The following is an 18,653-nucleotide window of genomic DNA, read 5'->3' as shown; positions in this document are numbered from 1 at the left end:
GAATGCGGATGCTGACCGCCACAGCGGCGGCCGGGCTGGTGCTGCTAGCCGGATGTGGCGGCGGGGCGCCGAGCGACACGAACGCCGGCGGTGCGCCCACGCCGGAGAAGCGCACCCTCACAGTCCTCGCCGCCGCGTCGCTCACCGAGACGTTCGGTGAGCTGGAGAAGCAGTTCGAGACCGACAACCCCGGCGTGGACGTCGTCATGAGCTACGGCGGCTCGTCCGACCTGGCGCAGCAGATCGTCAACGGGGCGCCCGCCGACGTGTTCGCCTCGGCGAGCGACGCCACGATGAAGACGGTCACCGACGCCGGGCTCACCAACGGGGCGCCCACGATCTTCGCCAAGAACGTGCTCGAGATCGCCACCGTGCCGGGCAACCCGAAGGGCATCACGTCCTTCGCCGACCTCGCGAACCCCGACCTCAAGGTCGTCGTCTGCGCCCCGCAGGTTCCCTGCGGTGCCGCTGCCCAGAAGGTCGAGACCTCGACGGGCGTCGACATCAAGCCGGTCAGCGAGGAGACCGACGTCAAGAACGTCCTCGGCAAGGTCACCACCGGCAACGCCGATGCCGGCCTCGTCTACGTCACCGACGTCACGGCGGGCGGATCCCAGGTGCAGGGCGTGAACTTCCCGGAGGCCGAGCAGGCCACCACGAACTACCCGATCGCCACGCTCAAGAACGCCCCGCAGCAGCAGCTCGCGGAGTCGTTCGTGAGCCTGGTGACCGGTGAGCAGGGTCAGAAGGCGCTGCAGGCGGCAGGCTTCGGAACACCGTGACCACAACCCTCGGCGAGACGCCGACCCGACGCCGGCCCGATGACCACGAGATCGGCGTCGGAGTTCCCCGTCTGCTGTGGGTACCCGCCGGGCTGGCCTTCGCGCTGATCGCGCTGCCGGTGCTCGGGCTCGCGATCAAGGCCGACTGGCCGCAGGTGCCGGCGCAGCTGGTCAGCCCCGCCGCGCTCGACGCACTGAGGCTGTCGCTGATCACCGCGTCGATATCGACGTTGCTCTGCATCATGTTCGGTGGCCCGCTCGCCGTGGTGCTGGCGCGCAGCAGGCTGCCCGGCCTGCGACTGCTGCGTTCGGTGGTGCTGCTGCCGCTGGTGCTCCCTCCCGTCGTGGGTGGGTTGGCGTTGCTGTACCTGCTCGGGCGCACCGGGTTCATCGGTCGCGGACTGGATCTCGCGTTCGGCGTGACGATCCCGTTCACCACGACCGCCGTGGTGCTGGCGCAGACGTTCGTGGCGCTGCCGTTCCTCGTCGTCAGCATGGAGGGCGCGCTGCGCACCGCCGGCCGGCGCTACGAGGCGGTGGCGGCCACGCTCGGGGCGTCGCCGGGGCTGGCCTTCCGGCGCGTGACGGTGCCGCTGGTTCTTCCGGGGCTCGCCTCCGGTGCGGTGCTGGCGTTCGCCCGGTGCCTCGGCGAGTTCGGGGCGACAGTGGCCTTCGCCGGGAGCCTTCAGGGCACCACCCAGACGCTGCCGCTGCTGGTCTACCAGTTGCGGGAGACCGACGTGGAAGCAGCGGTGGCGCTGTCGTTGCTGCTGGTCGTGGTGGCCGTCGCGGTGATCGCGGTGGCGGCGCCACGCACCGTCGAAGTCCGGTGAGCGGCCTCGACGCGCGCGTCGTCGTGCGCCGCGCGGCGTTCACCCTCGACGTGGCCCTCCGGGTCGAGTCGGGGGAGGTGCTGGCGGTGCTCGGCCCCAATGGGTCGGGCAAGTCGACGCTGCTCGGAGTGCTGGCCGGCCTGTTGCGCCCGGACGAAGGGCATGTCCGGGTCGGGGACGGGCTGATGACCGACGCGGCATCACATGTGCTCGTGCCGCCCCACCAGCGCGGAGTGGGATTGCTGGCACAGCAGGCCCTCTTGTTCCCGCACCTGACGGCCATCGGAAACGTCGCCTTCGGTCCCCGGGCACACGGCGTGCCGCGCCGCGAGGCCGAGCAGCGGGCCCGCGAGCTCCTCGAAGCGGTCGGTGTGGCGGAGCTCGCCGACCGGCGACCGGCCCGGATGTCCGGTGGCCAGCAGCAGCGCGTGGCGCTGGCGCGCGCCCTGGCGCCGGACCCAGGCCTTCTGCTGCTCGACGAGCCGCTGGCGGCGCTCGACGTCGACGCCACTCCGGCGATGCGCTCGCTGCTGCGCCAGATGCTGCGCGGTGAGCGGGGGAACCGCCCCAAACAGACCGCCGTCCTGGTCACCCACTCCGCGCTCGACGCGCTCGTGCTGGCCGATCACGTCGTGGTGCTGACCCAGGGTCATGTGGTGGAAGAGGGCCCCGTCCGGGACGTGCTCGCCCGCCCGCGCAGCTCGTTCACGGCGCGGATCGCCGGCCTGGACCTCGTGCCGGGCACGGCGTGCCCCGAAGGGCTGCGGACGGCCGACGGCTTGGTCGTGTCGGGCATGTCCGGTCGCGACGGCGAGGTTCCCGTGACCGGCGAACCCGCGGTTGCGGTGTTCCCGCCCTCGGCGGTGGCGGTCTTCGCGGATCGGCCGCACGGCAGCCCGCGCAATGTCCTGCCGGTGCGTCTGGCGGCGATCGAGCCGCGCGGCGACATGGTGCGGCTGCGTGCCAGAGCGATGCCCGGCGGCCCGCACTGGGTGGACGGGCTGGCTGCCGACGTGACGCCCGCGGCGATGGCCGATCTCGCCGTCGAGCCGGGAGCGGAGCTGTGGTTCGCGGTCAAGGCCGCCGAGGTGGCGATCCACGCGGCCAGCTGATCTCCGGTTCCGTTGAACCATCTCGCCCCAAGATCCGTGACTTGTTATAGTTGTTTGCGAACAAGTCTTCAGGAGGGGGAATCATGGCTGGTCAGTTCGGGGGGACGTACCGGCGCGCGATGGTCACGCTCGTGCCGCCCGTGGTAGCCGCTGCGGTCGTGGTGGGCGTGTACGCCGCGCTCGCCCATCGGCTTCCGGATCGGGTGGACGGAGCGGGCGGAGTCGTCGAGGCGATGCCCTGGAGCAGAGTGCTCGCGGAGGGCCTCGTCTGGTCGGTGCTCGCCCTGATCTGGGGAGTCGTCTGGCTGTATGTGCGTCGCAGAGTTCAAGGCGGCCAACGATGGATCGCTGCGACCACGTGGGTCGGGTCGGTTCTGATCGTCGGCTACGTGCTCCAGCTTGTTGTGCGCAACCTGGACCTCGCCGGCCCGCCCGCCCGGCCCGCCCTGTGGTGGACATCGCCGTTCGCTGTCGTGCCCGTGCTGGCGGTCGTAGCACTGGTCTCGTGGTGGGCGATGGGTCCCGATCCGGAGCAGCCCGAAGCGGCAGGGGGCCCTCGGCCGGGTGCGCCTCGCCTCCAGCTCTCCGATGGCGAGCGGGCCCTGTTCGCGCGGACGGTGCTCTCTCGCCGCGGCGTCGCGTCCGCGCTTCTCTGGGCCGTGTTGGCGGTCTGGCAGGCGGTGTTCGGGTCGGGGACCTACATCATCGTCGCGCTCTTCGCGCTCGTGGCGATCATCGCGGCCGCGCAGTCCTGGGCCCGGGTCCTGGTCAACGAGCACGGCGTCCAGGTCATCCAGCCGCTGTTCCGTAGGGTCCTCGTCGGTGCGGAGCTGCGCACCGTCGTCGAAGCGAGGGCGGGCACTCTTGACCCGCGCGCCCTGCCCCGCGCTACGTACGGCGCGTTCCACATGCCGCACGAGTCGGGTTACCGGGCGACGGCGGGTGGAGAGGTGCTGCGGCTGCGGTTGTCCAACGGGCGCGAGTTCATCGTCACCGTGCCCGGCGCGGCCACGGCCGCTGGCCTGGTCAACACCCAGCTCGACCGGCGGCGCGCCACGGCGGGCGACGACCGTTGCTGATCCGCATCGACCCGACGTCCGCCGTACCGCTGGGCGACCAGGTGGCCGCCTCGGTGCGGCGGGCGATCGCCGAGGGGCAGGTGGTGGCGGGGGAGAAGCTGCCGCCGGCCCGGGAGGTCGCCGAGTCGTTGGGAATCAACCTGCACACCGTGCTGCGCGGCTACCAGCGACTACGGGACGAGGGTCTGGTGGATCTGCGCAGGGGTCGCGGCGCCGTGCTCACCTCGGCGGCGACGAGCGGCCAGGCGAGGATCGCCGAACGTGCGGCCGAGCTGGTGGATCTCGCCCGCAGCATGGGCCTCGGTGAGCAGGACGTGTTGGGTCTCGTCCGAAGCGCGTTCCAACAGGGATAGCGATGGGCCGGCGGATCCGTCGAGGGGCCGGATCCGCCGGTCATCCGCTGCTCTGCGTAGTCACGGATGACGCAGTGCAACGCGGCTCCGTCACATCCGTAACTTACGCCCCTATCGTGTCTCTGTTCCCAAACTTGCTGTATCCGTAGCGTCGCTCCACGTGACGCGCCTGCCCTCGTGGATCGCCCCGGTGGCGACTGCACTCGCGCTCCTCGGTGCGTTCGTGAGCCCCGGGAGTGCGGAGGCGCTCGTCGAGTCGCCCCGGACCGTCGAGTACGTGGTGCACACCCGCTCCGCGGCCGACACGGGCGCCGTCGTCGGTGCACTCGGTGTCCGGCCGACGGTCACGTTCGACCAGGCGTTCGCGGGCTTCGCCGCCGGCCTCGATCAGGCCCAGGTCCAACGGCTCGGCGCGCTGCCCGGCGTGGTCGGCTTCGAGGAGGACCGCAGGCTGGACGTGCTCGTGCCGCGGGCCCTCCGAGGGCAGAAGGCGCTCGAAGGCGTCCAGGACAGCCCGCCCAACTGGGGGCTCGACCGCATCGACCAGCGCGGGCTCCCACTCGACGGCCGATTCACCACGCGGGCGACGGGCGCCGGGGTGACGATCTACGTGTTGGACACCGGCATCGACACGACCCATCCCGAGTTCACCGGGAGGGCCACGGTCGGGATGAACTCCGCGGACGACGTCAACGGCGACTGCGACGGCCACGGCACCGTGGTAGCCGGCATCGCCGGCTCCTACCACTACGGGGTGGCCAAGGAGGCGCAGCTGCGCTCGGTCAAGGTGCTCGACTGCAGTGGCTCGGGCTCCTTGTCGTCCCTGCTCGCGGGTATCGACTACGTGGCCAGGGACCACCGGGGCCCGTCCGTCGCGGTGATGTCGTGGAGCTACGGCCAGTCGGATGTGCTCACGTCAGCGGTGACGGAACTCGTCAACCGGGGCGTCTTCGTGGCCTCGTCCGCGGGCAACTCCGGTTCGAACGATTGTGGGTCCGCGCCGCGCGCATCGCGGGGTGTGCTGGTCGTGGCGAACTCGACCATCGACGACGACCGGGGTCCGAGGTCCTCCACGGGAGACTGCGTGGACCTCTACGCCCCGGGTACGGGTATCAGGTCGACCTTCCCCGGCGGCGGCACGGCGTCCTACACCGGCACGTCGATGGCCGCGCCGCACGCCGCCGGGGTGGCGGCCCTCTACAAGCAGACCTACGGTGACGCGCCCAGCAGCACCGTGGAGCAGTGGATCGTGGGCAGCGCGACACCGGGCGTCATCGACGGCGGCGGCGCGGATGGCACCCCGAACCTCCTGCTCTTCACGGGCGGCCTGTGACGAGTCAGGTACCGAGCCTTCAGTACTTGCTCATGACGTGCTTGATCCGGGTGTAGTCCTCGAGCGAGTACCCCGACAGGTCCTTGCCGTAGCCGGACTCCTTGAACCCGCCGTGCGGCATCTCCGCGACCAGCGGGATGTGGCAGTTGACCCAGACGCAGCCGAAGTCCAGGGCACGCGACAGCCGGATCGTGCGGGAGTGGTCGCTCGTCCAGACGCTCGACGCGAGGCCGTAAGGCGTGCCGTTGGCGAACGCGACGGCCTCGTCCTCGTCGGTGAACGTCTGCACCGTGATGACCGGGCCGAAGACCTCGGTCTGCACGATCTCGTCGTCCTGCTGCAGCCCGCTCACCACGGTCGGCGGGTAGAACCAGCCCGGGCCGTCGGCCGGCGCACCACCCGTGAGCACCCGCGCGTGCGAGGGCACCCGGTCGAGCAGACCCGAGACCTTCGAGAGCTGGTCCGGGTTGTTCAGCGGCGGGATGAAGAGGTCCTCGGCGCCGGTCTGCTCGTCACGGGAGAACAGAACGCCGCCGGCCTCGGCGGCCAGTGCCTCCGCGAGCGCGTCGGCCACGTCGGCGTGCGCGATCACGCGGGTGGCCGCGGTGCAGTCCTGACCGGCGTTGAAGAACCCGGCCACGGCGATGTCGGCCGCGGCGGCCTTGACGTCGACGTCGTCGAACACGATGACCGGCGCGTTGCCGCCGAGCTCGAGGTGCACCCGGGCGACGCGGGACGCCGCGGCGGCGGCCACCGACTTGCCTGCCGGGATGCTGCCCGTGATCGCCAGCATGGCCGGGATCGGGTGCTCGCTCATCGCGACACCGGTGGAGCGGTCGCCGCACACGACGTTGAGCACGCCGGGAGGAAGCGCCTCGGAGAACAGCTCACCGAGCCGGACCGTGCTGGCCGGAGTGGTGTCGGACGGCTTGAGCACCATGGTGTTGCCCGCGGCGATCGCCGGGCCGATCTTCCAGATCGCCATCATCATCGGGTAGTTCCACGGCGTGATCGAGCCGATCACCCCGAGCGGTTCCCGACGGATCGACGAGGAATGCCCCTCCATGTACTCGCCCGTGGAGCGGCCCTCGAGGTGCCGGGCGGCACCGGCGAAGAACCGGAGCTGGTCGACCATCGGGCCGATCTCCTCCGACAGCGTCAGCCCGGTGGGCTTGCCCGTGTCGCGCGCCTCGATCTCGACGAGCTCCTCGCCGTGGGCCTGGACCGCGTCGGCCATCGTGAGCAGCGCGTTCATGCGGTCGCTCGGCGTGGTGTCGCGCCAGCCCTCGTCGAACGCGCGCCGGGCGCTGCGGTAGGCCGCGTCGACGTCGGCGGGCCCGGAGAGCGGCGAGGTTGCGTACACCTCACCCGTCTTCGGGTCCGAGATGTCGAGGGTGCGCCCGTCGGCCGCGGGTGCTGGCTTACCGTCGACGATGTTGTGGAACGTCTGCATGACGGGCCCCTCTCACTTCGTGTTGTTCACTTGGTAGCCGCGCTTACTTCGTCGCTGCGCCGGCGGAGTCACCGGACAGCCGGTTGGCCAGGTAGACCGGGAGCACCGAGATCACGACCAGCACCGCGGCCGCGACGTTGACCACCGGCAGCTGGTTGGGACGGAACAGGTTCTGGAAGATCCACAGCGGCAGCGTCTGAATGCCCGGTCCCGCGGTGAACGTCGTGACGATGATCTCGTCGAAGGACAGCGCGAACGCCAGCAGGGCACCGGCAACGATGGCGCCTCGCAGCGCCGGGAAGGTGACGTGTCGCCAGGTGGCCCACGGCGTGGCTCCGAGGTCCATCGAGGCCTCCTCCAGCGTGCCCGCCATCCGCCGCAACCGCGCGGAGGCATTGTTCACCACGATCACGATGCAGAACGTGGCGTGGCCCGCTACCAGCGTGAAGAAGGTGAGGCCGCCCAGAACCTGGGTGAACATCGTGTTCAGTGCAATACCGGTGACGATGCCCGGGAGCGCGATCGGCAGCACCACGAGCAGCGACACGGCGTCGCGGCCGAAGAACTCGTAACGGGTGAGCGCCAGCGACGCGAGGGTGCCGAGGACCACGGCGACGAGCGTGGCCAACAGCGCCACCTCCACCGAGGTGAGCAGGGCCGCGCGCACGCCGTCGTTGGTGGCGGTGACCTGCCACCAGTGCAGGGTGAGGCCCGGCGGCGGCCACGCGAACACCCTGCTCGTCGAGAACGAGTTGAGGATCACCAGCAGTAGCGGCACGTAGACGAACGTCAGGACGCCGGCGGCGGCGGCGCGCAACAGCCAACGGGCCGGGGTGGACAGGATCACGGGTGCCGCCCTCCTAGAGCCGGGACAGGGCGCCGGTGCGCCGGATCGTCAGCAGGTAGGCCGCCATCACGATCAGCGGCAGGATGGCCACGGCTGCGGCGAACGGGAGGTCGACCGAGAACGTCGAGTAGACCATGTTGCCCAGCATCTGATGGGTGCCGCCGACGGTCTGCACCGTGATGTAGTCGCCGAGCGACAACGAGAACGTGAACACCGAGCCGGCGGCGATCGCCGGCGCGAGCAGCGGCAGCATCACGGTGCGGAACGACGTCCACGGGCGGGCGCCGAGATCCGCGGTGGCCTCGAGGAACGAGCCACGCATCGAACTGATCCCTGCGTACACCGGCAGCACCATGTAGGGCAGCCAGAGGTAGGTGAGGGTCACGATCACGGCGATCCAGCCGTAGCCCGGGCTCAGTGAGCCGAGGAGACCGCCCTCCGGCACGAGCAGCATGCGCCACGCGTAGATCTTGACCAGGTACGACGCCCACAGTGGGGTCAGCACGAGTGCCACCAGCACCGGGCGCGAGCGCGGACGTGCCACGAGCGCCATGTAGGCCGCCAGCGGGAGCGCGAGCAGGACGCAGAGCAGCGTGACGCCCGCCGCCACCCCCACCGTGCGCAGAGCGGTGAGCAGGTACTCCGGCGTGGTCAGGACGTCGACGACGTTGTCGGTGGAGAACTCGTACTCGATCCGCCCGGTGAAGCTGTTGGTGCTGAAGAAGGCCGTGGCCAGCAGCAGGGCCAGCGGCGCGATGTACAAGAGGACGAGCCAGACGAGCGCGGGCGTGAGCAGACCGGTGAGGCGAAGGGCCGGTCGACGGTGCAGCACCGCCTGCAGGCGCCGCGACAGGGCGGGCGGCGCCGGGGTGCTTGTCACGCTGGACAAGATCTCCTCCACGATGCGAGGTACGGCCGGGTGTGACCCACCGTGGTGAGTCACACCCGGCCGCGGGTGTCGATCTGTGGTGCTGGCTCAGCTGTTCTGGAGCTCGGTCCAGGCACGGACCCAGTCGTCGTAGCCGATGCACTCCACGTCCCGGCGACCGTCGATGCACTGCTCGATGGGGGTCGTCCAGTAGTAGACGTTGTCCCAGAAGCCCGTCTCCTGCGCGTGGTACTGGGTGCAGTGGTCCGGGTTCTTGGTCAGCGCGCACGACTTCGTGTTGGCCGGGGCCTCACCGAAGTACTCCGCCACCTGCGCGTTCGCCTCGGGGGAGACGATGTGGTTCAGCCACTGGTAGGCGCAGTTGATGTGCTCGGTGTTCTTCTTGACCATCCACGTGTCCGACCAGCCGGTCGCTCCCTCGACGGGCTTCGTGGTGCCCACCGTGGTGGCGTCGGTGTTGGCCAGGTTCGCGGTGAGCTGCCAGCCCATCCCCTCCGACAGGGTGCCGGAAGCGAGGCCCTGGCCCTGCTTCACGTAGTCGCCCCAGTACTCGCCCAGCATCGGCTTCTGCTGGCGCAGCAGCGCGATCGCGGCGTCGAACTGCGTCTGGTCGAGAGCGTAGGGGTTCTTGATCCCCAGCTCCGGCCGCTTCGCCATCAGGTAGACAGCGGCGTCGGCGATGTAGATCGCGTCGCCGTAGGCGCTGAGCTTGCCGGCCGCAGGCGAGCCGGGCTCCCACATGTCCGACCACGACGTGGGCGGGGTGGGGTGCGTGGCGAGGTTGTAGAGCAGCAGGTTCGCCCCACGGCCGTGCGGGATGCCGTAGGTCTTCCCGGCGACGGTGTTCCAGGGCTTGTTCTTCAGGTCGGGCAGGATGTCCGCGTAGTTGGGGACCAGGTCGGTGTTGACCGGCTGCACGCGGTCGCCGTAGACGAGTCGCAGCGACGCGTCACCGGACGCCGAGACCACGTCGTACTCGCCCGAGGAGAACAGCTGCACGGCCTCGGCCGAGGTGGCGAACGTCTTGACCGTCACCTGGCAACCGGTGGCCTGCTCGAACGGGGTGACCCAGTCGACGGCCGGGTCGGTCGTCCCGTCCTCGGCATAGCCCGGCCACGCGAGCACGGACAGCGCCCCCTCGCCCTGTCCGACGGGACCGGCGTAGGCGGTGGCCTCCGGCGGGGAGTCGTCCAGAACCGGAGCAGTGTCCTCACTGCTGCCGCACGCGGCGAGTGCCAGCCCGAGGGCTCCGACCAGCGCGACTGTACGCAGCGCTGTCTGACATCTCATATGGATCTCTCTCTCCCGTTCTCTCAGCAGCGCGGTCGGGCGACGGCGCGCCTCGTTATCCCCCGGGGCACACTCCCCCGAGGTGGCTCACATGAGACGGATCTCGTGCTCCGGCTTCCACGAGAGCCGGACTGCCTGGCCGCGGCTGAGCGGCTGCCCGTCCGCGCCACCGTTGAGCAGTAGCGCGGACAGCACCCCACCGGCTTCGAGGGCGACGACGCAACGTGTGGTGGCCCCGGTGTAGACGAGCTCTTCGACGACTCCGTCAGCGCTCGTCCGATCTGGGACGGCCGGGGTGTCGGCGGCGGCGACGTTGATCTTCTCCGGCCGGATGCTCCAGCTGCCATCACGACCGAGCACCGACTCGGCGGCCTCCCCGGCCAGCACGTTCGAGGTGCCGACGAACCCGGCGACGAACGACGACGTCGGGCGCTCGTAGACCTCCTGCGGGGACCCGGCCTGCGCCACGCGACCTTCCGAGAAGACGATCGTGCGGTCGGCCAGGGTCAATGCCTCGTCCTGGTCGTGCGTGACGAACACGAACGTGATGCCGGAAGAGCGCTGGATCTCCTTGAGCTCGATCTGCATCTGCTCGCGCAGCTTCAGGTCGAGCGCGCCGAGCGGCTCGTCGAGCAGCAGGACCGCGGGCCGGTCGACCAGCGCGCGGGCCAGCGCGACCCGCTGGCGCTGCCCGCCGGAGAGCGCCGTGGGGTTGCGGTCCTCCAGCCCCTCCAGGCGCACGGTGGCCAGCGCGGCGAGCGCGCGCTCCCGGCGCTCGGCACGCGGGACACGTGCGATCCGCAGGGGGTACTCGACGTTCCGCAGTACCGACAGGTGCGGGAACAGCGCGTAGTCCTGGAACACGGTGTGCACATCGCGGTCGAACGGCGGAGCCGCCGTGACGTCGCGATCACGCAGCAGCACCGTGCCGGCCGTGGGCTGCTCGAAGCCGGCGATCAAGCGCAGAACTGTGGTCTTCCCCGAGCCCGACGGGCCTAGCAGCGTGACGAACTCACCCTCGGCGATGTCGAGGTCCAGGTCGTGGACCGCGACCACTCCACCTGAGAACTCCTTGCGGACACCGCGCAGGGAGATCGCCGGAATCTCGCCGGTGTGCTGCTGCGGCGTGACCGGGACGGATCGAGCAACAGACGGCACGCACCCCTCCGAGTGATATTCGAGGATAACCTATGAGTTTATATGTTTTGAGTCAAATGCTGTGCCAGCCTGGCCTCTCCGCCGCACAGAGGAGATGGGACGGGTGCGCAGGGACAGGCCAACGCCGACGGTGGGAGGTAAAGCTGGGGTCTTCGCCCCCCTCGAGGTCAGTAAGCGCGCCGACGCGGTAGTGCGTCGGCTGTCGGAGGGTATCCGCCTCGGTCTGCTGGTCCCCGACGAGCACCTGCCCAGCGAGAGTGACCTCGCAGAATCCTTCGGGGTCTCCCCGGTGACCATTCGTGAAGCGCTCACGACGCTGCGCGAACAAGGTCTGGTCGTCACCCGCCGGGGCCGGAGGGGCGGCAGCTTCGTTCGGGACGTCCGTGGCGGGGCATCCGAGCTCCTCCATGACCGGTTGCGCGAGGTGAGCCCGTCGGAGCTGCGTGACCTGGCAGACCACTACGTGGCGATCAGCGGCACCAGCGCCCTGCTCGCGGCCTACCGCGCCGGTGAGCAGGAGGTGGCGTTGATCACTGCCACTGTTTCGGACCTGGAGTGCGCCACCCACGCCGCCGAGCGGCGTCGGGCCGAGTCTCGCTTCCAGGTGGAGCTGGCGGCCGCAGCGCAGTCACCCCGCCTCACCCGCGCGACGATCACCCTGCAGTCCGAGGTGGCGCCCCTGTTGTGGCTCGCCACCGCCAGCGGCGCCGACCGCGCCGAGGTGCTGCGGCGCCACCGCGAGATCCTCGCCGCCGTGGTCGCGGGGGACGGCACGCGCGCCCGATCCCACGCCGCTGCCCACGTCTACGCTGCGCTGACCAGGGCCATTGCGCTTCAGCTCACCCTCATGGCGGAGGGCGAGGACGACAGCGCACCCGGCAGGGCGGCGGCCGAGGAACGCGCCTGGTGACGACGCGGACAGCCCCTGTTCAGGCGCTGGTCGACCAGGTCCCGTAGCTGTGCGACAGCGCGTTGCTGCCGTCGGCCGGCTTGCATCGCGCCCCGGTCGCGGCTGCACGCCGGTACCGCGCCGATCTCGGGTGGTCGCCTCGGTCCTGAGGATGCCCGGTACGCCACTGGTCGGCTCCGGGCTCGTGGTCCAGCAGGGTGGGAGCGAACGGCCCCCGGGCTCGTGGCCGGGCCGGCGCGGACATGACTGCGCCATGGGTGGAACGGGCGTGCGAAAACGCTGAACTGCACCGGCGCCCGGGGATCCGATAGGCGCTGTGGTCGCATTTCAATTCCGGTCGACAGTTCTCCCCGGGGAGATTCTCGGCAGGCCTTCTGTGACCCTCCCGGAATCGGCAACAGTCGCATTCGTAGAATATTTCTACGAACTGAACTCGGTAAATCTCCCTAGTGCCAGGGCAAGCCCTTACTCATCGTGTCAATACTTAGTGACACGTCGTCGGGTGGGTTGTTTCCGGTGATCATCGGACTTTCGGTCTCGGTATCGGCGCCGGAGGCGTCGACCGTATGCCGAGCGATGGGGCCTCAGTCTCCTCGCTCGACAGGGTTGGCTCGGCGGCCGCCTCGCGTCACCTGGCGGCGGGCCGGAGGCGCTCTGCTGAACGGACGCGATCACGATCCGCTGTTCGGTTCAGCCCTGTTCGGCTGATTAGACCAAGACGCACGCTTGTTCCGATTGATCTGCACGAGAGGATGATCCGTTCTGGTCGATATGACTGCTCGCCTCCTGTAGGAACGCCCAGCGGCGCTGTGGCCGCCGGTCCGTCGGCGGGACTGTCCTTGCTTCGGGGCGCGGTGACGGAGGGGCGTGTGTCGGAGTCGGGCGATCGACGAACGGCGCCACGCCGGCCGAGTCGGCGCCCGACGCGTCCGCAGTGCTCTTCTCGCCGAGATCGGCGTGGCCGCGATCAACCTCGGCGAACCCCGGTATGCCGCACACAGACGTGCCTGGTGGCCGCCATCGGTCACCAGGTGGCGCTCGGGGTGCCCCTCGTCCGACCCGAGGGCTGTGGGCGGGCGGGTCGCCCCGCGCTCAGAACGGTGGTGGCTCGTCGTCGGTTGCCGTGGTGGTGCGGGGTTCGGTGAGTGGTGGTGGGTCGACCCGGTAGGTGTGTCCGCTGGGTGTGGTCCAGATGATCGATCCGTCGACGTACTGGGTGACGCTCCACCCCGGATAGCCCTTCAACCGGTGGTGTGGCCGGCATTTCGGTCCCAGGTTGGCCGCCGAGGTGGGGCCTTCGCCGTTGGCGGGGTCGAAGGGCTGGTTGTGGTCCAGGTCGCACAGGTGTGCGGGGACGCGGCAGCCGGGGTGTTGGCAGTACTGGTGCCGTGCGATGAGGTGTTCGGCCAGGTGTGGTGGTGGTCGGTAGCGGGTGGTGCCGTAGTCGAGCAGGGCGCCGCTGAAGGGGTCGGTGACCAGTCGCCGCCAGACGCTGTCGGGGTCGGCGGCCAGTTCTCGTGCTTGTTCGGCGGGGATGGGGCCGTAGCCGGCGAGTTCGCCGGGTTCGTTGCTGGTTCCGCGCAGGGTGTCGAGCGGGACGGTGACCCGGATCTGGACCGACACCTTGTTGGTCACCGCGGGCACGCCTCCCGCGGGTGCGACCCCGGGAAGCCGGTCCGACCCCGGTGGCGGCGATCCCGGCCGGGAGATCGGGAAGCCGTCGTTCAGGAAGCCGGCCGGACTTGCGGTCGGGGTGGTGTCGGTCGGCGTGCCGGTCGCGGTGCGGGCGGCAGCTGCTTGGGCCTCAGCAGGGCCGGGATCGCTCCGCTTACCGTCAGCGGACCCGATCGCATCCAAGATGGGATCGGTCGGAGCGGTGCCGGTCGCCGCGGCGACCGTCGTGACTGCGGCGGATGTGCCACCGGCTTGCGGGTCGGTCGCTTCCGCGGCGGCGACGCTGTTCTCGGCCGCTTGTTGGCTGGCGTTGCTGCAGAACCCGGTCTCGCGCAACACTAGATCCACCAGGGCATCCGCCCGCCGCGCCGCCATCGGCCGTTCATCGGTGCTGCCGCACCCGCGGGCGTGTTGATCCAGCACGGCGAAGGTGCCCACCGCCTCAGCTGCGGGCAGGGTGGCCGAGAGGGTGGCCATGCCGTCGCGTTCCGGGTAGAGCACCACCCCGCGTTCGCGCTGCTTGCGCTCCCGCCGCCGCAGCGCGGCCTCGCCGTCCACCCGCAGCGCCGCCCGTCGGACCGCGGCACGCAGTTGGCCGTTGGTCTGCCCCGGCGCCCGCGGCAATACCTTCTGCTCCACCACCGCCGCACCAGCCGCGTCCAGATCCGCGCAGCCCTCGGTGATGATCCGCGCCTTGGCCAGCGTGATCGCCCCGGCATGCAAGGCGGCGAACGTGGCCGGGAACTCCTCCACCAACTGTCGGGCCTCACCGACCCGCCACGCCGCGCCACCCGGGGACAGTCGCAGCATCAACGCGACCTCGGCCTGCGCCGACTCCACCGCCTGCGCCGCGTTCAACCCCGCCGCAGGACTGGCCTCGGCGGAGGCGACGAACTGGGAGATCTCCTCGTACTGGCGCGCCTGCGCCCAGGCGATGATTTTCTCCCAACCCCCGATCCGCTCCAGCAGCTCAAACCGATCCGAGGTCGGCCCGGCCTGGGCCAGGAGCATGGTCATGATCCCGTCGGGGGCGTACCCGGACCACGACAGCGGTGCGGTCAGCGGGTCGTCCGCGGTCTCCACACCACCACTCTCGAACATGTGTTCGAGTCTAACTGTGGGCCCCGACAATTCCGGCGCGTCGCTCGAGTGACGGACTAGTTGCGCGGACGGTCGGCAGACCGTTCGATGCAGCCGGAGCTGGGAGGCGAGACGGGGCGCATTTCGATGGCGGCGCTCGCGGATCGGCCGCGGCCCGGCCCAGAGGCACCGACCAGCGCGACGCCAGGACGGCACCCCGGCCCGGGGTCGTCGCCCGCAGCGCCGGTGAGTGGGTCCCCACGTCTCGTCGACGGAGGGGAGGGGGCGTTGGTCACCAACCGCCCCCCGCGCCTGGGGTCCACGCCGTTCGCCGGAGGAGGGGATGCGGGGTGGCGGCCGAACGCCGACCCGCCCGCCGCTCACCGATGTCGACCCGCCCGAGCGTGACCCTCGCGATGTCGGCCCGTGACGTGTCGGCTCCGTGCGAGCATGGATTGATGGATGCCGCTGGACAGCAGCCGTCAGACTCCCGCAAGGACCCCGTCGACGAGCTGAGGGAAGCAGCTGACACCCTGCGTGGGTTCGTGCCGCAGTTTCGCGACGGCCGCCCGGTGAGCGAGTTCGTTCCGCTCGCGATCGGGAAGTTGATCGACGCGGTGGCCGACTCGATCGCCAGGGGTGACGAGGTGCGCGACTCGATCAGCTCGAGCGCGTTGGAGATCGCCCGTCACCTGCACTACTTCCCCTCGGAGCCCTCCGAGCCCTCCGACCAGCCTTAGGGCGTCAGCTCGGTGAAGCCGGTGTAGGGCACCAGCGCGTCCGGGATGCGGACGGAGCCGTCGGCCCGTTGCCCCTGCTCGAGGATCGCGACCAGCGTGCGGCCGACCGGCAGGCCCGAGCCGTTGAGCGTGGCCGCGAAGCCTCGCGCCCCGTCCTTGGCCTTCGTGCGGATGCCGGCCCGGCGCGCCTGGAACGTGCCGAAGTCCGAGACCGACGAGATCTCCCGGTACTTCTGCTGGCCGGGCAGCCACACCTCGATGTCGTAGGTGAACTCGGCGGAGAAACCGATGTCGCCCGCCGCCAGCCTGACCACGCGGTAGGCCAGCCCGAGCCCCTGCATCGCCGCCTCGGCGTGCGAGAGGAGCACCTCCAGCTCGTCGCGCGAGCGCTCGGCCTCCACGATCCGCACCAGCTCGACCTTCGAGAACTCGTGCAGCCGGATGAGCCCGCGGGTGTCGCGCCCGTAGGAGCCGGCCTCCGAGCGGAAGCACGGGGTGTGTGCGGTGTAGGCCAGCGGGAGGTCCTCGACGGCGAGGGTCTCCTTGGCGTGCAGGTTGGTGAGCGGCACCTCGGCGGTGGGGATGAGGTACAGCTCGCGGTCGGCCACGCCGGTCTTGAACAGGTCCTGCTCGAACTTCGGCAGCTGGCCCGTTCCCGTCATCGTGACGCGATTGACGAGGGTGGGCACCGACCACTCGACGTAGCCGTGTCGCTCGGTGTGCAGGTCGAGCAGGTAGCGGGCGATCGCGCGCTCCAGCGCCGCGCCCTTGCCGCGGAGAATCGCGAACCGCGGGCCGGCGAGCTTGGTGGCCCGCGGCAGGTCGAGGATGCCGAGCTTCTCGCCCAGGTCGACGTGGTCGAGCGGGGTGAAGTCGAGCGTCGGCGGCTCACCCCAGGTGCGGACCAGCTCGGCGTCCTCGTCGGACGCGCCGTCGGGCAGGTCGTCGCTGGGCAGGTTGGGCACGCCCAGCAGGAAGTCCTGCAGCTCCGCCTCCAGCTCGCGGTGCTCGTCCTCGGCAGCCGAGACGATGCCCTTCAACTCCCGCGCGCGGCTGACGAGAGCGTCGCGCTCCTGCGGGTCGCCTCCACGTCCGGCGCTCTTCACCGCGGCCGCGACGCGCTTGGACTCCGCCCGTGCCTCGTCGCCGCGCTGGATGGCGGAGTTGCGCCGCGACAGCAACTTCTCCAGGGACGTGACGTCCAGGGCGAAGCCACGCCGTGCGAGCTTGCGGACGGCGTCGGTGGAGGGATCGAGCAGGACTCGCGGGTCATGCATCACCCGAGGGTATCGCCGGGCGCGACCGCATTCCGGAGCGCCTCCTCTACTGGAGGTGGCGGTGCCCATGGTGATCGCAGCAGGATATGCGTCGTGTCACAGAGCAGTGGCACGTGAAGCAGACGAAAGGTCCGTGCCGTGTCCGATGCTGCTCCCGCCATCCCCTCGTATGCCTCCGGCACGTCCGACGTGCCCCTGCTCGGCGACACCATCGGCGACAACCTCGACCGCACGGCCTCCACCTACCCGGACGGGGAGGCGCTGGTGGAGGTGCCGACCGGGCGACGGTGGACCTACACGCAACTGCGGGACGACGTCGACGTGGTGGCGATGGGCCTGCTCGCGGCGGGCCTGAAGAAGGGCGATCGCGTCGGGATCTGGGCTCCCAACGTCGCCGAGTGGACGCTCATCCAGTACGCCACGGCGAAGATCGGCATCGTTCTCGTCAACATCAACCCTGCCTACCGCACCCATGAGCTCGAGTTCGTGCTCAAGCAGGCCGGTGTGTCGGTGCTGGTGGCAGCGGTCAGCTTCAAGACCTCCGACTACGCGGGGATGATCGAGCAGGTCCGGCCGAGCTGCCCCGAGCTGCGCCAGGTGATCCTGATCGGCACGCCGGACTGGGACGATCTGGTGACGGCGGGCCGTGCGGGTGACCGGGCCGAGCTGGCGCGGCGGCAGGGTGAGCTCAGCCCGGACGACCCGATCAACATCCAGTACACCTCGGGTACCACGGGCTTCCCCAAGGGCGCCACGCTCAGCCACCACAACATCCTCAACAACGGCTACTTCGTCGGACGGCTCTGCGGCTACACGTCCGCGGACCGGGTGTGCATCCCGGTGCCCTTCTACCACTGCTTCGGCATGGTCATGGGCAACCTCGGCTGCACCACCAACGGCGCCACGATGGTGATCCCCGGTCCGGGGTTCGACCCGAAGGCCACGCTCACGGCCGTGGCGCAGGAGCGGTGCACGTCGCTCTACGGGGTGCCGACGATGTTCATCGCGGAGCTCAACGACCCGGGCTTCGAGAGCTACGACCTGTCCTCGCTCCGCACCGGGATCATGGCCGGATCGCCGTGCCCGGTGGAGGTGATGAAGCAGGTGGTCGACCGGATGGGTATGACCGAGGTGACGATCTGCTACGGGATGACCGAGACGTCGCCGGTGTCGATGCAGACCCGGGCCGACGACTCGCTGGAGCGCCGGGTCTCCACGGTGGGCCGGGTGCACCCGCACGTCGAGATCAAGATCGTCGACCCGGATACGGGCCTGACCCTTCCGCGCGGGGAGCCCGGCGAGCTGTGCACCCGTGGCTACTCGGTGATGCTCGGGTACTGGAACGAGCCGGAGAAGACGGCGGACGCGATCGACCGGGCCCGTTGGATGCACACCGGTGACCTGGGGGTGATGGACTCCGACGGCTACGTCAACATCACCGGGCGAATCAAGGACATGGTCATCAGGGGTGGGGAGAACGTCTATCCCCGGGAGATCGAGGAGTTCCTCTACACACACCCCGACGTGCTCGATGCCCAGGTCGTAGGGGTGCCGGACGCGAAGTACGGCGAGGAGCTGTGTGCCTGGGTAATGGTTCGGGAGGGGGCCGCCGAGCTCACCGCCGAGGCGGTCCGGGAGTTCGCCGCCGGCAAGCTGGCGCACTACAAGATCCCGCGCTATGTGCTGGTCGTCGATGGGTTCCCGATGACCGTCACGGGCAAGGTCCGCAAGGTCGAGATGCGCGAGAAGAGCGTGGAACTGCTCGATCTCGGTGACGTGGCCGGAACTCATCACGCGTAAGAGCAGGGCTCCTCCCGTTCGACGGCTGCGTAAAGGGGTGCTC

The 18,653-nt window shown here is 70.1% G+C and carries 16 protein-coding genes; 9 read left to right on the top strand and 7 right to left on the bottom strand.

Annotation, left to right across the window (positions count from 1 at the left end):
- Positions 1-2: 2 nt before the first annotated feature.
- From modA to ABD743_RS31000, 6 genes are all read left to right on the top strand, one after another.
- On the top strand, positions 3-782 hold the full coding sequence (modA, locus tag ABD743_RS31025) for a molybdate ABC transporter substrate-binding protein (protein WP_379658907.1): 780 nt from the start codon (positions 3-5) through the stop codon (positions 780-782).
- A complete protein-coding gene (locus ABD743_RS31020; protein WP_379658897.1) occupies positions 779-1,615 on the top strand; it encodes an ABC transporter permease in 837 nt (278 codons plus the stop codon). Before modA ends, ABD743_RS31020 begins: the two co-directional genes overlap by 4 nt.
- A complete protein-coding gene (locus ABD743_RS31015) occupies positions 1,612-2,727 on the top strand; it encodes a sulfate/molybdate ABC transporter ATP-binding protein (protein ID WP_344726055.1) in 1,116 nt (371 codons plus the stop codon). The genes ABD743_RS31020 and ABD743_RS31015 overlap by 4 nt, the downstream gene beginning before the upstream one ends.
- An 83-nt stretch (positions 2,728-2,810) precedes the next feature.
- A complete protein-coding gene (locus tag ABD743_RS31010; protein ID WP_344726053.1) occupies positions 2,811-3,806 on the top strand; it encodes a hypothetical protein in 996 nt (331 codons plus the stop codon).
- Complete coding sequence (locus ABD743_RS31005; protein ID WP_344726051.1) at positions 3,800-4,159, top strand: GntR family transcriptional regulator; 360 nt, start codon at positions 3,800-3,802, stop codon at positions 4,157-4,159. Before ABD743_RS31010 ends, ABD743_RS31005 begins: the two co-directional genes overlap by 7 nt.
- A gap of 160 nt (positions 4,160-4,319) precedes the next feature.
- Positions 4,320-5,492 (top strand): S8 family peptidase, encoded by a 1,173-nt coding sequence (locus tag ABD743_RS31000; RefSeq protein WP_344726049.1) that lies wholly within the window; start codon positions 4,320-4,322, stop codon positions 5,490-5,492.
- A 19-nt stretch (positions 5,493-5,511) separates the two neighbouring features.
- Here ABD743_RS31000 and ABD743_RS30995 read toward each other — a convergent pair whose 3' ends face one another.
- From ABD743_RS30995 to ABD743_RS30975, 5 genes are all read right to left on the bottom strand, one after another.
- Positions 5,512-6,945, bottom strand: a complete 1,434-nt coding sequence (locus ABD743_RS30995; protein ID WP_344726047.1) for an aminobutyraldehyde dehydrogenase — start codon at positions 6,943-6,945, stop codon at positions 5,512-5,514.
- A 43-nt stretch (positions 6,946-6,988) separates the two neighbouring features.
- Positions 6,989-7,792, bottom strand: a complete 804-nt coding sequence (locus ABD743_RS30990; RefSeq protein WP_379658896.1) for an ABC transporter permease — start codon at positions 7,790-7,792, stop codon at positions 6,989-6,991.
- Positions 7,793-7,805: 13 nt separating this feature from the next.
- Positions 7,806-8,672 (bottom strand): ABC transporter permease, encoded by an 867-nt coding sequence (locus tag ABD743_RS30985; protein WP_344726045.1) that lies wholly within the window; start codon positions 8,670-8,672, stop codon positions 7,806-7,808.
- Positions 8,673-8,768: 96 nt separating this feature from the next.
- The gene (locus ABD743_RS30980; RefSeq protein ID WP_344726043.1) at positions 8,769-9,971 is read right to left on the bottom strand and encodes an extracellular solute-binding protein; all 1,203 of its coding nucleotides are present in this window, start codon (positions 9,969-9,971) and stop codon (positions 8,769-8,771) included.
- An 87-nt stretch (positions 9,972-10,058) separates the two neighbouring features.
- Positions 10,059-11,129 (bottom strand): ABC transporter ATP-binding protein, encoded by a 1,071-nt coding sequence (locus ABD743_RS30975; RefSeq protein ID WP_344726041.1) that lies wholly within the window; start codon positions 11,127-11,129, stop codon positions 10,059-10,061.
- Positions 11,130-11,232: 103 nt separating this feature from the next.
- On the opposite strand from ABD743_RS30975, the gene ABD743_RS30970 reads away from it, so the two are divergent.
- Positions 11,233-12,039, top strand: a complete 807-nt coding sequence (locus ABD743_RS30970) for a FadR/GntR family transcriptional regulator (protein WP_344726038.1) — start codon at positions 11,233-11,235, stop codon at positions 12,037-12,039.
- A gap of 1,092 nt (positions 12,040-13,131) precedes the next feature.
- On the opposite strand, the gene ABD743_RS30965 is transcribed toward ABD743_RS30970, so the two are convergent.
- Positions 13,132-14,814, bottom strand: a complete 1,683-nt coding sequence (locus ABD743_RS30965; RefSeq protein WP_344726036.1) for an HNH endonuclease signature motif containing protein — start codon at positions 14,812-14,814, stop codon at positions 13,132-13,134.
- Positions 14,815-15,251: 437 nt separating this feature from the next.
- Between ABD743_RS30965 and ABD743_RS30960 the strand changes: the two genes are divergently transcribed.
- Entirely contained in the window at positions 15,252-15,533 is a 282-nt protein-coding gene (locus ABD743_RS30960; RefSeq protein ID WP_344726034.1) for a hypothetical protein, read from the top strand.
- Here the strand turns inward: ABD743_RS30960 and serS are convergent.
- Entirely contained in the window at positions 15,530-16,810 is a 1,281-nt protein-coding gene (serS, locus tag ABD743_RS30955; protein ID WP_344726032.1) for a serine--tRNA ligase, read from the bottom strand. The genes ABD743_RS30960 and serS overlap by 4 nt on opposite strands.
- Before the next feature lie 138 nt (positions 16,811-16,948).
- On the opposite strand from serS, the gene ABD743_RS30950 reads away from it, so the two are divergent.
- Complete coding sequence (locus tag ABD743_RS30950; protein ID WP_344726030.1) at positions 16,949-18,610, top strand: AMP-binding protein; 1,662 nt, start codon at positions 16,949-16,951, stop codon at positions 18,608-18,610.
- Positions 18,611-18,653: the final 43 nt, after the last annotated feature.

Origin of the sequence: Pseudonocardia yunnanensis (assembly GCF_039534065.1) — a bacterium.
Classification (GTDB): Bacteria; Actinomycetota; Actinomycetes; order Mycobacteriales; family Pseudonocardiaceae; genus Pseudonocardia; species Pseudonocardia yunnanensis.
Note: the sequence above shows the minus strand (reverse complement) of the source record. Positions and strands in the feature narration are given on the sequence as shown.